The organism is Pseudomonas sp. AC463, assembly GCF_979253585.1.
Map to the genome: position 1 here is coordinate 69,212 of NZ_CEEDDZ010000018.1, position 14,522 is coordinate 83,733.

A 14,522-nucleotide genomic window follows, 5' to 3' on the forward strand; every position below is an offset into this window, starting at 1 on the left:
GCTCTACTGCCGAGGCTTTCCCATCAGGCCCCCGCGACCTCTATTACTACCGCCGCCATGCTCCGTGATATCGCACTGCCCATTCTTGCAACGCTCACACTCCTCACAAAACGGCGCACTGCGTTTGAGGCTGGCGACCTGCACACGGCTCAGCGGCGCGGGAATCAACGCCAACAGCTTCTCCTTAACGCCTGGCATTAACGGCGCCGGCGCAGGCCCCGGCCCGCCGCCAATCTGGATCGGCACGCTGCTGAATATGCCGCCCGCCGACAGCGTGATCGACTGCCCTCCCGCCTGGATCGTCACGGTGGCCCCCGCATCGATCACGATGCTTTGCCCTGCACCGATCTGAATGGTCAGCCCAGCCTTTACCTGCTGCGAGCCGCCGACCACCAGGTGATCATCCTGCTTGAGTTCGGTCAGGCGGTTGCCGTGAGTGATGCGTTGTTCTTCGCCCTGCAGCTCATGGTGCGATTCACCGCCGACCCTCACCCGGCGCTGATTGTCGACCTGCACCTGCTGGTCATGCAGCACGTGCTGGGTCCAGTCGCGCTGGGCACGCAGGTAGATTTCCTCGGCGCCCTTGCGGTCCTCGATGCGCAGTTCGTTGTAACCACCGCCCCCGGGGCTGCTCTGGCTGCGGAAGATGCTGCGGGTCTTGTCGGCCGGCAGGTCGAGGGGCACCGGAGTCGCCGCGTTGGGCAGGCAGCCCATCACCAGCGGCATGTCCAGGTCGCCATTGACGAAACCCACCAGCACTTCCATGCCGACCCTGGGGATCAGCACCGCGCCATAACGGTCATGGGCCCAACCGCTGGCGACCCGCAACCAGCAACTGGAATGATCGTTATGTTCCCCGGCGCGATCCCAGGCCAGTTGCACCTTGACCCGGCCGTACTCGTCGCAGTGGATTTCACTGTCGGCAGGCCCGGTAACCACAGCGTTCTGATAACCCGAGATAGCCGGGCGTGGCTGCGCGGGCAACGGCGGGCGGAAGATCACATCCCAAGGTGCCGCGACAAACTCATTGCGATAACCCTGGCGGAATTCACCGCCGGATACCTCAGTCACCGCCTCCTCAAGCACCTGCGGCTGTTTGCCTTCGTGGCTCACTTGGCGCACCAGCCACAACTCATTCCAGCCCTCACGGGGGTGACCTGACAGTTTAAGGAAACCACCACAGGCCAATGCCGGCTCATCGCCCTCGCCATGGGCGAGTTGATAGTCGCTGCGATGACGCTCCAACCCTCGCTGCGCAAGGTATTTGCCATGGGGCCGGTCGCTGAATTGGCCCGGATAGCCCTGCTGCTCAAGCTTGGGAAGTTGTTCACCGGCGACCGCGCTTTCCAACGCCAGGCGCGGCTTGCGAAAATCGTAATCGCGCAGGTTCACCGCCGTGGTGCGGGTCGCCAATTGCACGGCAAAGCGCTTGATAGCCGGCGTTTGCGCCACCATCCCGGAGCCGGGCATGTAAGGGGTGGGCTGCTCCGGCTGGGCGAACACGGTTTGGTCATCGCCAAACACCAGCCGATGGCCTTCGGGTGAATGCTGGAAATGATAGTGAATGCCCAACTCGGCACACAGGCGGTGGATGAACGCCAGGTCGGTTTCACCGAACTGCACGCAGTACTCGCGCTCGGGGTAAGTGCTACTCAGGCGAAATTCGAATCGGTCGCTCTGGATGCCCTGCCCCGTCAGCACCAACGCTACAATCTGCGGCACCGTCTTGTGCTGGAAAATACGCTGATGGCTGCTGTACGCCAGATAGGCCAGCTGCGGCACCAGGCTAAGCCGATAGCGCGTGAGGCGCCGCCCGGAATCGCCCTGCGCGACCCGATGCACCAGGCCGTGAACACCATGGCCCTGGTCATCAAAGGCAAGATACGCCTGGCGATGCAGCAGGCTCTCCAAATCCAGGTCGGGTTGCTCGCAGACCAGTTCAAGGTTGAAACAGTAAGGCTGACTGAGCGCCTCCTCACCGGTGAAACTGTAGACCTTGAGGTCGCTTGCAACGCCATCCAGGGTCAAGGTAAAGGCGCTTTGGTTGGCAGGAGCGAACATCCGGTGTTTCTCTGCAAAGGGATAGGTCGCCGATTCTGCACCACCGCGCCCGGCTACTGAGCACGCCCCGAACAAATCAGTAAAACCCTACACGCGGACGTCAGAAATTTCCTAGAGACACCTTAAATCGCACACAAAAAAAGGCCCGCCATCCGTAGGACGCGGGCCTCTTTTTCAACTCATCGGGCGCCTAGCGCCCGGCGAATTACTTGTTGAGGTTGTAGTCTTTTTCCGCTGCATCAAAACGCTCGACCATACCGGCAGTCGGTGCGCCCATCTTGCTCACGAAGTAGATCGCCAGGCTGGCGAAGATGAAGCCTGGGATGATTTCGTACAGACCCAGCAATTCGAAGTGTTTCCAAACGATCACAGTGATCGCGCCCACCAGGATACCGGCCAGTGCGCCGTTGCGGGTCATGCCTTTCCAGATCACCGAGATCAGCACAACCGGGCCAAACGCGGCGCCGAAACCGGCCCAGGCGTAGCTCACCAGGCCCAGCACACGGTTTTCCGGGTTGGCGGCCATGGCGATGGCGATCAGCGCAACCAGCAGCACCATCAGGCGGCCGACCCATACCAGCTCAACCTGGGAGGCGTTCTTGCGCAGGAAGGTCTTGTAGAAGTCTTCGGTCAGGGCGCTGGAGCACACCAGCAGCTGGCAGCTCAGGGTGCTCATCACCGCAGCCAGGATGGCCGACAGCAGCACGCCCGCGATCCATGGGTTGAACAGCAGCTTGGCCAGCTCAATGAACACACGCTCGTGGTTCTCGTTCACCGGACCAGCGACTTCCGGGTGCGCCGAGAAGTAGGCGATACCGAAGAAACCCACCGCCACGGTGCCGCCCAGGCACAAGATCATCCAGGTCATGGAGATGCGACGCGCGTTGGCGATCGACTTCACCGAATCCGCCGCCATGAAGCGCGCAAGGATGTGCGGCTGGCCGAAGTAACCCAGGCCCCAGCCCATCAGCGAAATGATGCCGATGAAGGTGGTGTTTTTCAGCATGTTGAAGTTGTCGGGGTTCTTGGCTTCAATCGCCAGGAAAGTGGTGTCGACGCCACCGGTAGCCAGCAGCACAATGATCGGCGTGAGGATCAACGCGAAGATCATCAGCGTGGCTTGTACGGTATCGGTCCAGCTGACGGCCAGGAAACCGCCGACGAAGGTGTAGGCAATGGTCGCCGCAGCACCGGCCCACAGCGCCGTCTCGTAGGACATGCCGAAGGTGCTTTCGAACAGACGGGCGCCGGCCACGATGCCGGACGCGCAATAGATGGTGAAGAACACCAGGATCACCACCGCAGAGATGATCCGCAGCAGGCCGCTTTGATCTTCGAAACGGCTGGAGAAGTAGTCCGGCAGGGTCAGGGCGTCGCCGTTGTGTTCGGTCTGTACCCGCAGGCGACCGGCCACGAACAGCCAGTTGAGGTAGGCACCGACGATCAGGCCGATGGCGATCCAGCTTTCCGACAGGCCGGACATGTAGATCGCGCCCGGCAAGCCCATCAACAACCAGCCGCTCATATCGGAGGCACCGGCCGACAGGGCCGTGACCACGCTACCGAGGCTGCGACCGCCGAGGATGTAATCGGAAAGGTTGTTGGTGGAGCGATAGGCCATGAAGCCAATCAGCACCATTGCTGCGATGTAGATCACGAACGTGATCAGGGTTGGATTACTAACGCTCATAAGAGTGACGCCCTGGCTTTGTTTTTATGTAGCAGCGGTCTGTCAGACGGCTACCCACCGACAAGTGAGTAAACGTACCTGCGTGCCGCGCATTTATGACTGACGTTTCCCCAGGAAAGCCGTCAGCCGATGAACCAAACGTTTAAGTGGTTGCACCTTGGGCGCGAATGCTATTCAACAAAGCAAATAAGGTGCAACCAGTTTCTTGAGAATAAGTTGCACCTAAGTGTGTTTTACGCAAAACACCCTGTTTTTGCTCCTTTTTGGAGCAAGAACAGCCGAACTCAGAAGCAAAAGCACCAAGGGTGAGCGGATTCGGCTGAGGGTGTTAATTTTTCTCGAACACCATCAAAAATTTCCTGAATAAAAAGGGTTGCACCCGGTTGCACCTCTTATCACGCAAAGCTAATCTTGCCGCCAGCTGATGCCACTCGGTAGTGGCACCCATGAGGATAAGAAAATGGCTACGACCACCCTTGGGGTCAAACTCGACGACCCGACCCGCGAGCGCCTGAAGGCAGCCGCGACCTCCATTGATCGCACGCCGCACTGGCTGATCAAGCAGGCGATTTTCAATTACCTGGAGAAACTCGAGGGTGGTGCAACCCTGACCGAGCTCAATGGCTTGAGCAGCAAGGACGCTGAAGACGCAGGCGAGGTCCAGGCGGACCACGCCCATCAGTGCTTCCTGGAGTTCGCCGAGAGCATCCTGCCGCAATCCGTATTGCGCGCTTCGATCACCGCCGCTTACCGTCGCCCGGAGCCGGAAGTGGTGCCGATGCTGATCGAGCAGGCCCGCCTGCCGGTGCAAATGGCTGAAGCCACCAACAAGCTGGCCGCCTCGATTGCGGAAAAACTGCGCAATCAGAAGAGTGCCGGCGGCCGTGCCGGGATTGTTCAGGGCCTGCTGCAGGAATTTTCCCTGTCGTCCCAGGAAGGCGTAGCGCTGATGTGCCTGGCCGAAGCGCTGCTGCGCATCCCGGACAAAGGCACCCGTGACGCGCTGATCCGCGACAAGATCAGCACCGGCAACTGGCAGCCGCACCTGGGCAACAGCCCATCGCTGTTCGTCAACGCCGCCACCTGGGGCCTGCTGCTGACCGGCAAACTGGTCGCCACCCATAACGAAGCAGGCTTGACCTCGTCCCTGAGCCGCATCATCGGCAAGAGCGGCGAGCCGATGATCCGCAAGGGCGTCGACATGGCCATGCGCCTGATGGGCGAGCAGTTCGTCACCGGCGAAACCATCGCCGAAGCCCTGGCCAACGCGAGCAAGTTCGAAGCCAAAGGCTTCCGCTATTCCTACGACATGCTCGGTGAAGCCGCACTCACCGAACACGACGCGCAGAAGTATCTGGCCTCGTACGAACAAGCCATTCACTCCATCGGCAAAGCCTCCCACGGCCGTGGGATTTATGAAGGCCCGGGCATTTCCATCAAGCTCTCCGCCCTGCACCCGCGCTACAGCCGCGCCCAGTACGAGCGCGTGATGGACGAGTTGTACCCGCGCCTGCTGTCCCTGACCCTGCTGGCCAAGCACTACGACATCGGCTTGAACATTGATGCCGAAGAAGCCGACCGCCTGGAGCTGTCCCTGGACCTGCTGGAGCGCCTGTGCTTCGAGCCGCAACTGACCGGCTGGAACGGCATCGGTTTCGTGATCCAGGCCTACCAGAAGCGTTGCCCGTATGTGATCGACTATGTGATCGACCTGGCGCGCCGCAGCCGCCATCGCCTGATGATCCGCCTGGTAAAAGGCGCGTACTGGGACAGCGAAATCAAGCGCGCCCAGGTCGAAGGCCTGGAAGGCTACCCGGTGTATACCCGCAAGGTGTACACCGACGTTTCCTACATTGCCTGCGCACGCAAACTGCTGTCGGTGCCGGAAGTCATCTACCCGCAGTTCGCCACGCACAACGCCCATACCCTGTCGGCCATTTATCATATCGCCGGTCAGAACTATTACCCCGGCCAGTACGAGTTCCAATGCCTGCACGGCATGGGTGAGCCTCTGTACGAGCAGGTTGTAGGCAAGGTTTCCGAAGGCAAGCTGAACCGTCCGTGCCGCGTGTACGCCCCGGTTGGCACCCACGAAACACTGCTGGCCTACCTGGTGCGTCGCCTGCTGGAAAACGGCGCCAACACCTCGTTCGTCAACCGGATTGCCGACCAGTCCATCTCGATTCAGGAGCTGGTGGCCGACCCGGTGGCCAGCATCGAGCAAATGGCGACGCTGGAAGGCGGCTTCGGCCTGCCGCACCCGCGCATCCCGCTGCCCCGCGACCTGTATGGCAGCGACCGCGCCAACTCGGCCGGTATCGACCTGGCCAACGAACACCGCTTGGCGTCGTTGTCCTGCGCCTTGCTGGCCACTGCTCACAATGACTGGAAAGCCGCGCCGATGCTCGGTTGCGCCGCCAGCAATGAAGCCGCGCAACCGGTGCTGAACCCATCCGACCTGCGTGATGTGGTCGGCCACGTACAGGAAGCCACCGTCACAGACGTCGACAACGCCATCCAGTGCGCTATCAATGCCGGCCCGATCTGGCAGGCCACCCCGCCGGCCGAACGCGCCGCGATCCTGGAGCGCGCCGCCGACCTGATGGAAGGCGAGATCCAGCCGCTGATGGGCCTGCTGGCCCGCGAAGCCGGCAAGACCTTCGCCAACGCTATCGCCGAAGTGCGTGAAGCCGTGGACTTCCTGCGTTACTACGCGGTGCAGGCGCGCAACGACTTCACCAACGACGCCCACCGCCCACTGGGCCCGGTGGTGTGCATCAGCCCGTGGAACTTCCCGCTGGCCATCTTCAGTGGCCAGGTCGCCGCTGCACTGGCCGCCGGCAACCCGGTATTGGCCAAGCCTGCGGAGCAAACCCCGCTGGTAGCGGCACAAGCCGTGCGCATCCTGCTCGAAGCCGGCATTCCGGAAGGTGTGCTGCAATTGCTGCCGGGCCAGGGCGAAAGCGTCGGCGCTCGCCTGGTTGGTGATGATCGCGTCAAAGGCGTGATGTTCACCGGCTCCACTGAAGTCGCGCGCTTGCTGCAACGCAATGTCGCGGGCCGCCTGGACGCCCAGGGCCGTCCGATCCCGCTGATCGCCGAAACCGGCGGCCAGAACGCGATGATCGTGGATTCCTCGGCCCTCACCGAACAAGTGGTGATCGACGTGGTGTCCTCGGCCTTCGACAGTGCCGGCCAACGCTGCTCGGCCCTGCGTGTGCTGTGCCTGCAGGAAGATTCGGCAGACCGTGTAATCGAAATGCTCAAGGGCGCCATGGCTGAATGCCGCCTGGGCAACCCGGAGCGCCTGTCGGTGGACATCGGCCCGGTGATCGACGCCGAAGCCAAGGCCGGCATCGAGAAACACATCCAGGCCATGCGCGACAAAGGCCGCAACGTGTACCAGGTGGCGATTGCCGACGGCGAAGAAATCAAGCGCGGCACCTTCGTGATGCCAACCCTGATCGAGCTGGAAAGCTTCGACGAACTGCAGCGCGAAATCTTCGGCCCGGTGCTGCACGTGGTGCGCTACAAGCGCAAAGAGATCGACCAGTTGATCGGCCAGATCAATGCCTCCGGCTACGGCCTGACCCTGGGCGTGCACACCCGTATCGACGAGACCATCGCCAAGGTGATCGACAACGTCAATGCCGGTAACGTCTACGTGAATCGCAACATCGTGGGTGCCGTGGTCGGCGTGCAGCCGTTCGGCGGCGAAGGCCTGTCGGGTACTGGTCCGAAAGCCGGTGGTCCGCTGTACCTGTACCGCCTGCTGTCGACCCGTCCTACGGATGCCATCGAGCAATCCTTCGTTCGCGGCGACAAGTTGACCGCACCGGATGTACGCCTGCGCGATGCCATGAGCCAACCGCTGACCGCCCTCAAAACCTGGGCCGACAGCCACCAGTTCAGCCAGCTGAGCGCGCTGTGCAGCCAGTTCGCCGCGCAGTCGCAAAGCGGTATCACCCGCCAACTGGCCGGCCCGACCGGCGAGCGCAACAGCTACGCGATCCTGCCGCGCGAGCACGTGCTGTGCCTGGCTGAGGTCGAAGGCGATTTGCTGACCCAACTGGCCGCGGTATTGGCCGTCGGCGGTTCGGCGGTATGGCCGGAAACCGAGCTGACCAAGGCGTTGTTCCCACGCTTGCCGAAGGAAATTCAGGCGAAGATCAAGCGCGTGGCCGACTGGACCAAGGACGAGGTGGTGTTTGACGCGGTCATTCATCACGGCGATTCCGACCAACTGCGTGCGGTTTGCCAGCAAGTCGCGCAGCGTGGTGGGGCGATTGTCGGGGTGCATGGTTTGTCGCAGGGTGAAACGGCGATTGCGCTGGAGCGCCTGGTGATTGAGCGGGCGTTGAGCGTCAACACCGCTGCGGCGGGTGGCAACGCCAGCCTGATGACCATCGGCTAACTGTCGAAATGCAGTAATAATGTGGGAGGGGGCTTGCCCCCTCCCACATTTGGCCTCATTGCAATTCCCTGGCTGCGTTTGGCCCCTGCATCACTTAAATCAATCTTGCTATCCACCCTCCATTCGCGCACTTAGACTCCGGCCTATTCCCACGTAGGTAAGCCGCCATGTCCGAGACGCTGCTCAGTTCCCGCAATCTGGCTTTCGAGCTGTACGAAGTCCTCGATGCCGAGGGCCTGACCCAGCGCGAGCGGTTTGCCGAGCACAATCGCGAAACCTTCGATGCAGCCATCAGTACCGCGCGCTCCATCGCCGAAAAGTACTTCGCGCCCCACAACCGTAAAAACGATGAAAACGAACCGCGCTTTGAGGACGGTAAGGCGATTCTGATTCCGGAAGTGAAACCGGCCGTGGATGCCTTTCTCGAAGCCGGTTTTCTCAATGCTGCGCGCAGTTTCGAGGCCGGCGGCATGCAGTTGCCGACCTTGCTGTCCCAGGCCTGTTTCGCGCATTTCCAGTCGGCCAACGCGGCGTCTACGTCCTACCCGTTCCTGACCATGGGCGCGGCCAACCTGATCGAAAGCTTTGGCACCGAGGAGCAGAAACAACGCTTCCTGCAGCCGATGATCGACGGGCGCTTTTTCGGCACCATGGCCCTCACCGAGCCGCATGCAGGGTCGTCTTTGTCGGATATTCGTACACGCGCAGAGCCTGCGGCCGACGGCAGCTATCGGCTCAAGGGCAATAAAATCTTCATCTCCGGCGGCGATCACCCGCTGTCGGAAAACATCGTGCACATGGTGCTGGCCAAGCTGCCGGATGCGCCCGCCGGGGTTAAGGGCATTTCGCTGTTTATCGTGCCCAAATTCCTGGTCAACGACGACGGCAGCCTGGGCGAACGCAACGACGTACTGCTGGCCGGGCTGTTCCACAAGATGGGCTGGCGCGGCACCACCTCCACGGCGCTGAATTTCGGCGATAACGGCAACTGCGTCGGCTATCTGGTGGGCAAACCGCACCAGGGCCTGAGCTGCATGTTCCAGATGATGAACGAGGCACGCATCGGCGTCGGCATGGGCGCGGTGATGCTCGGTTACGCCGGCTACCTGTACTCGCTGGAGTACGCACGCGAACGCCCCCAGGGTCGCCTGCCCGACAGCAAAGACCCGAGCACCGCGCCGGTGTCGATCATCCAGCACGCCGATATCAAGCGCATGCTGCTGACCCAAAAGGCCTACGTGGAAGGTGCCTTTGACCTGGGCCTGTACGCCGCGCGGCTGTTCGACGACACCACCACCCTGGCAACCGAAGCCGAACGCAAACAGGCCCACGAACTGCTGGACCTGCTGACCCCCATCGTCAAATCCTGGCCGTCGGAGTTCTGCCTCAAGGCCAACGAGTTGGCGATCCAGATTCTCGGCGGCCACGGCTACACCCGTGAATACCCGGTGGAGCAGTATTACCGCGACAACCGCCTGAACCCGATCCATGAAGGCACCCATGGCATCCAGTCCCTGGACCTGCTGGGGCGCAAGCTGGCGCAAAATGGCGGCGCAGGGTTGAAGCAACTGATCCGCCTGATCGCCGAAACCGGCGCACGGGCACAGGAATACCCAACGCTCACCGCCCTACGCGAACCGTTGGAGCAACTGGTGGCCCGCCTGCAAAGCGTGACCATTGGCCTGCTGACGGACCTCGCCCACGGCAAGGTCAACAGCAGCCTGGCGAACTCGGCGCTGTACCTGAAGGTATTCGGGCATACGGTGATCGGCTGGCGCTGGCTGGAACAGGCGATTCGCGCCGAAGAGGGGTTGGCCAAGGGCACTGCGGCGGATGTGGCCTTCTATAAAGGCAAGCTCCAGGCCGCCCGGTACTTCCTGACCTGGGAAGTACCGAGCTGCCATCATGAACTGGCGATCCTGGAGGCACGCGATGACACGTGCCTGGGCATGCAGGATGCGTGGTTCTAAGGCTGGATCGCCTTGGAAATCACCTCGACCGTGGCGCTGACTTGCTCTTGGTAACGGTCGAGTTCCTGTTGGTGAGCCTGCTGCAGCTCGATCTGCTCGGCGCACAGGTTCAGCGCCGCCAGCACCAGTAATTTGTCCCCGATGAGGGTCGGGTACTTTTTCTTGGTGGTGGCCAGGGAGGCCTTGAGCATGGTCACGGCGTGCATCAGGGTTTTGTCTTCCCCGGCCGGCGCCTTGATCGAGTAATCCTCTCCGAGAATCGAAACGACCTTTATCCCTTCATTCATGCGCTGACAGGCCCTGCGCTCACACGCTCAACCAGCGCCTGGATACGCGCGGCAGTGGCGCCGTGTTTTTCTTCCTGCTCCATCAGGTTCAGTTGCAGGCTGTCGTTTTCGTCCTTGGCACGCGCCAGTTCGGCCTTGAGGGATTCGTTGCTGCCCAGCAGGTCCTGATTCTGTTGTACGAGGTCAGTGACCAGCTGTTCAAGCTGGCTGAGGGATGCTTCTAACATTTTGATTTCTCGGGTTTTTTCAAAGGGCGGTGAAGATAAAGAAAATTCACCTCGCAAGCCAGGGTTATCCCCGGCGCGCAGCCCGTTTTTTAAGGGCCGGGCCACACTTTCGAGCCTTAGTGACTGCATTTACCCCATCTGGTTCCTGAATTGGCGTAACCCCTCGTCAGATGCGACAAAAACGCACACGCCCCTTTAGACTTTAGTCGTACGACCGATAGAGAAGCACACCCTGTCTCACGCCCGCACGGATCGCGCTTCTCCCCAGGATTCCCGCATGTCGCTTCGTAATATGAATATTGCTCCGAGGGCCTTTCTTGGCTTCGCGCTGATTGGTGCCCTCATGTTGTTTCTCGGCGTGTTTGCCCTGAACCAGATGAGCAAGATCCGTGGCGCTACCGAAGACATTACCCTGTCCAGCGTGCCAAGCATTCGCGCCCTCGACGAGTTCACCCAACTGACCCTGCGCCTGCGGGTGCTGTCGTATCGCCTGCTGACCAACCGCGAGCCAGACGTCCAGCAAAAGACCCTGGAAAACTTCGAACTGCGCAACCAGCAGATTCGCACGGCCCAGGCGGTCTACGAAAAACTCATCGACAGCCGTGAAGAGCGCGCTACCTACGACGAATACGTGCGCCTGCTCGGCCAGTACCATCAGATCGAAGAGCGCATGAAGAGTTTGTCGCAGGCCAATCAGGTCGACGATCTGCGCAAGTTGCTCAACACCGAGTTACTGAGCAACTCCGAGCAGGTCAACGCGGTGCTGGCGCGCTTGCTGGACATCAACAACAAAATGGCGCTCGACACCAATCAGCAAGCCGAGGACCAGTACAACCTGGCCTTTAACATGGTGGTGGGCCTGCTGGTGATCGCCACGGCGCTGACCCTGTTGTTCGCCTGGCTGCTGACCCGCAGCATCACCGCGCCGATTTCCCAGGCCCTGGATGCCGCCGAAGAAATCGCCGAAGGCAACCTGACCCGTCCGATCAAGGTCGAGGGCAACGACGAAGCCGGCCGCCTGCTGGCCGCCATGGCCAAGATGCAGGACAAGCTGCGCGACACCCTGCAACGCATCTCGGGCTCCGCCACCCAGCTCGCGTCTGCAGCGGAAGAGCTGAACGCCGTCACCGACGAAAGCGCTCGCGGCCTGACCCAGCAGAACAACGAAATCGAACAGGCCGCCACCGCGGTCAACGAGATGACCAGCGCTGTCGAAGAAGTCGCACGCAATGCGGTGAGCACCTCCGAAGCCTCGCGCAACGCCACCACCTCGGCGGGCGATGGGCGTGACCTGGTGCAGGAAACCGTCAGCGCCATCGAGCGCATGAGCGGCGACGTGCAAGCCACCGCCACATTGATTGGCGACCTGGCCAACGAATCGCGGGATATCGGCAAGGTGCTCGACGTGATTCGCGGCCTCGCCGACCAGACCAACCTGCTCGCCCTGAACGCCGCCATCGAAGCCGCCCGTGCCGGTGAGGCCGGCCGTGGGTTTGCCGTGGTTGCCGACGAAGTGCGCGCCCTGGCCCATCGCACCCAGCAGTCCACCAGCGAAATCGAGCGCATGATCGGCAGCATCCAGGCCGGCACCGAGCACGCCGTGGACTCGATGCGCAACAGCACCGAACGCGCCGAGTCGACGCTGAACATTGCCAAGGGCGCGGGGATGTCGCTGGACACCATCAATACCGCGATTGTGGAGATCAACGAGCGCAATCTAGTCATCGCCAGCGCGGCGGAAGAGCAGGCGCAAGTGGCACGGGAAGTGGACCGCAACCTGGTGAATATCCGTGATCTGTCGGTGCAATCGGCCACCGGCGCCAGCCAGACCAGCGCGGCGAGCAGCGAACTGTCGCGCCTGGCGGTGGATTTGAACGGGATGGTGGGGCGCTTCCGCCTCTGACTGACTGCACTGGGTTAAAAAAATGTGGGAGGGGCGATGCGACGATTCGACTTGCCCCTCCCACATTTGGATCTGGGTGAATCAGAAAAACCTTTTTGACAGCGCAGCAATTCAACAGGTTAGAATCGCTGGCACGCAGACTGCATGGTCAGTTTGCGCCCCGTCTTATCTACTCATGGAGTACTGCCTTTGAATGCGACGACCATCAACAGCCTGTTCTTGATCGGCGCGTTGCTGGTGAGTGCGAGCATTCTGGTGAGTTCTCTTTCGTCCCGCCTGGGAATCCCGATCCTGGTGATCATCCTGGCCGTGGGCATGGTCGCCGGCGTCGACGGCGGCGGCATCATTTTCGATAACTACCCGACCGCCTATCTGGTGGGCAACCTCGCGCTGGCCGTGATCCTGCTCGACGGCGGCCTGCGCACGCGGGTGGCGAGTTTCCGCGTGGCGCTATGGCCGGCCTTGTCGCTTGCCACGGTGGGGGTGTTGATCACCACCGGCCTCACCGGCATGGCGGCAGCCTGGCTGTTTGACCTCAATATCATCCAGGGCCTGCTGATCGGCGCCATCGTCGGCTCCACGGACGCTGCGGCGGTGTTCTCGCTGCTCGGCGGCAAGGGCCTCAACGAGCGGGTCACCGCAAGCCTGGAAATCGAATCCGGCAGCAACGACCCGATGGCGGTGTTCCTCACCGTCACCCTGATCGACATGCTGGCCAGCGGCCAGACCGGCCTGCACTGGAGCCTGCTGACCCACCTGGTGCGCGAATTCGGCATCGGCGGCATCGTCGGTCTCGGTGGCGGCTGGCTGATGCTGCAGATGGTCAACCGCATCAACCTGGCCACCGGCCTGTACCCGATCCTGGTGATCGCCGGCGGCCTGTTCGTCTTCGCCCTGACCAACGCCTTCCACGGGAGCGGCTTCCTCGCCGTGTACCTGTGCGGCCTGGTGATCGGCAACCGCCCGGTGCGCAGCCGTCATGGCATTTTGCATATGCTCGACGGCATGGCCTGGCTCGCCCAGATCGGCATGTTCCTGGTGCTGGGCCTGTTGGTCACGCCCCATGACTTGCTGCCGATCGCCCTGCCGGCGCTGGGCCTGGCGCTGTGGATGATCCTGTTTGCGCGGCCGCTGTCGGTGATGGTCGGCCTGCTGCCGTTCAAGGCCTTCCACGGGCGCGAAAAAGCCTTTATCGCCTGGGTCGGCCTGCGCGGCGCGGTACCCATCATTCTGGCGGTGTTCCCGTTGATGGCCGGCCTGCCCCATGCGCAGCTGTACTTCAACCTGGCGTTCTTTATCGTGCTGGTCTCGCTCTTGGTGCAGGGCACCAGCCTGCCGTGGGTGGCCAAGCTGCTGAAAGTGACGGTACCGCCGGACCCGGCGCCGATCTCGCGCGCGGCCCTGGAAGTGCACGTCACCAGCGAGTGGGAGCTGTTTGTCTACCGCCTGGGCGCGGAGAAATGGTGCATCGGCGCCGCGCTGCGCGAGCTGAAAATGCCCGAAGGCACGCGCATCGCCGCATTGTTCCGTGGCCAACAACTGCTCCATCCGTCGGGTAGTACCGTGCTGGAAGTCGACGACCTGCTCTGTGTGATTGGCCACGAACACAACCTTTCGGCCCTGGGCAAGCTGTTCAGCCAGGCGCCGCAACGCGGCCTGGACCTGCGCTTCTTCGGCGACTTCGTGCTCGAAGGCGACGCCCAACTGGGCGCGGTTTCCGCCTTGTACGGGCTCAAGCTCGAGGGTATCGACCCGGATATGCCATTGAGCCGCTTCATCACCCAGAAAGTCGGCGGCGCTCCGGTCGTGGGCGATCAGGTAGAGTGGAACAACACGCTCTGGACCGTCGCAGTCATGGACGGGAACAAGATCGGAAAAGTCGGCGTCAAATTTCCCGAAGGGAGTCGTCCAGGTCCTGGACTCTTCCTCTAAACTGCGGGGCTATCTATGGCGCCACGCCCCCATTTTCT

Annotated in this window: 7 protein-coding genes and 2 pseudogenes; 5 read left to right on the forward strand and 4 right to left on the reverse strand. The window is 61.8% G+C overall.

What is annotated here, in order from left to right; all coding sequences use genetic code 11:
- Positions 1-3: 3 nt before the first annotated feature.
- Together AC0IYH_RS21920 and putP are read right to left on the reverse strand one after the other, a co-directional pair.
- Entirely contained in the window at positions 4-2,061 is a 2,058-nt protein-coding gene (locus AC0IYH_RS21920) for a type VI secretion system Vgr family protein (RefSeq protein ID WP_471836161.1), read from the reverse strand.
- 205 nt (positions 2,062-2,266) lie between these two features.
- Complete coding sequence (putP, locus tag AC0IYH_RS21925; RefSeq protein ID WP_116627410.1) at positions 2,267-3,751, reverse strand: sodium/proline symporter PutP; 1,485 nt, start codon at positions 3,749-3,751, stop codon at positions 2,267-2,269.
- A gap of 460 nt (positions 3,752-4,211) precedes the next feature.
- Here putP and putA point away from each other — a divergent pair, with 460 nt between their 5' ends.
- Entirely contained in the window at positions 4,212-8,165 is a 3,954-nt protein-coding gene (gene putA, locus AC0IYH_RS21930; protein WP_116627411.1) for a trifunctional transcriptional regulator/proline dehydrogenase/L-glutamate gamma-semialdehyde dehydrogenase, read from the forward strand.
- 167 nt (positions 8,166-8,332) lie between these two features.
- Positions 8,333-10,135: an acyl-CoA dehydrogenase gene (locus tag AC0IYH_RS21935; protein ID WP_471836163.1), complete on the forward strand. Its 1,803-nt coding sequence runs from the start codon at positions 8,333-8,335 to the stop codon at positions 10,133-10,135.
- Here the strand turns inward: AC0IYH_RS21935 and AC0IYH_RS21940 are convergent.
- Positions 10,132-10,422 carry a cell division protein ZapA gene (locus tag AC0IYH_RS21940; protein ID WP_032890345.1) on the reverse strand — a complete coding sequence of 97 codons (291 nt, stop codon included), beginning with the start codon at positions 10,420-10,422 and terminating at the stop codon, positions 10,132-10,134. The two genes, AC0IYH_RS21935 and AC0IYH_RS21940, sit on opposite strands and share 4 nt — an antisense overlap.
- Positions 10,419-10,649 carry a hypothetical protein gene (locus AC0IYH_RS21945; protein ID WP_101265776.1) on the reverse strand — a complete coding sequence of 77 codons (231 nt, stop codon included), beginning with the start codon at positions 10,647-10,649 and terminating at the stop codon, positions 10,419-10,421. Before AC0IYH_RS21945 ends, AC0IYH_RS21940 begins: the two co-directional genes overlap by 4 nt.
- A gap of 343 nt (positions 10,650-10,992) precedes the next feature.
- Here AC0IYH_RS21945 and AC0IYH_RS21950 point away from each other — a divergent pair.
- The 3 genes and pseudogenes from AC0IYH_RS21950 to AC0IYH_RS21960 all read left to right on the forward strand — a co-directional run.
- Positions 10,993-11,649 (forward strand): annotated as a pseudogene (locus tag AC0IYH_RS21950) (MCP four helix bundle domain-containing protein); the annotation flags it as partial.
- A 303-nt stretch (positions 11,650-11,952) separates the two neighbouring features.
- Positions 11,953-12,552 (forward strand): annotated as a pseudogene (locus AC0IYH_RS21955) (methyl-accepting chemotaxis protein); the annotation flags it as partial.
- 189 nt (positions 12,553-12,741) lie between these two features.
- Positions 12,742-14,484 carry a potassium/proton antiporter gene (locus AC0IYH_RS21960; RefSeq protein WP_116627414.1) on the forward strand — a complete coding sequence of 581 codons (1,743 nt, stop codon included), beginning with the start codon at positions 12,742-12,744 and terminating at the stop codon, positions 14,482-14,484.
- Positions 14,485-14,522 lie beyond the last annotated feature (38 nt).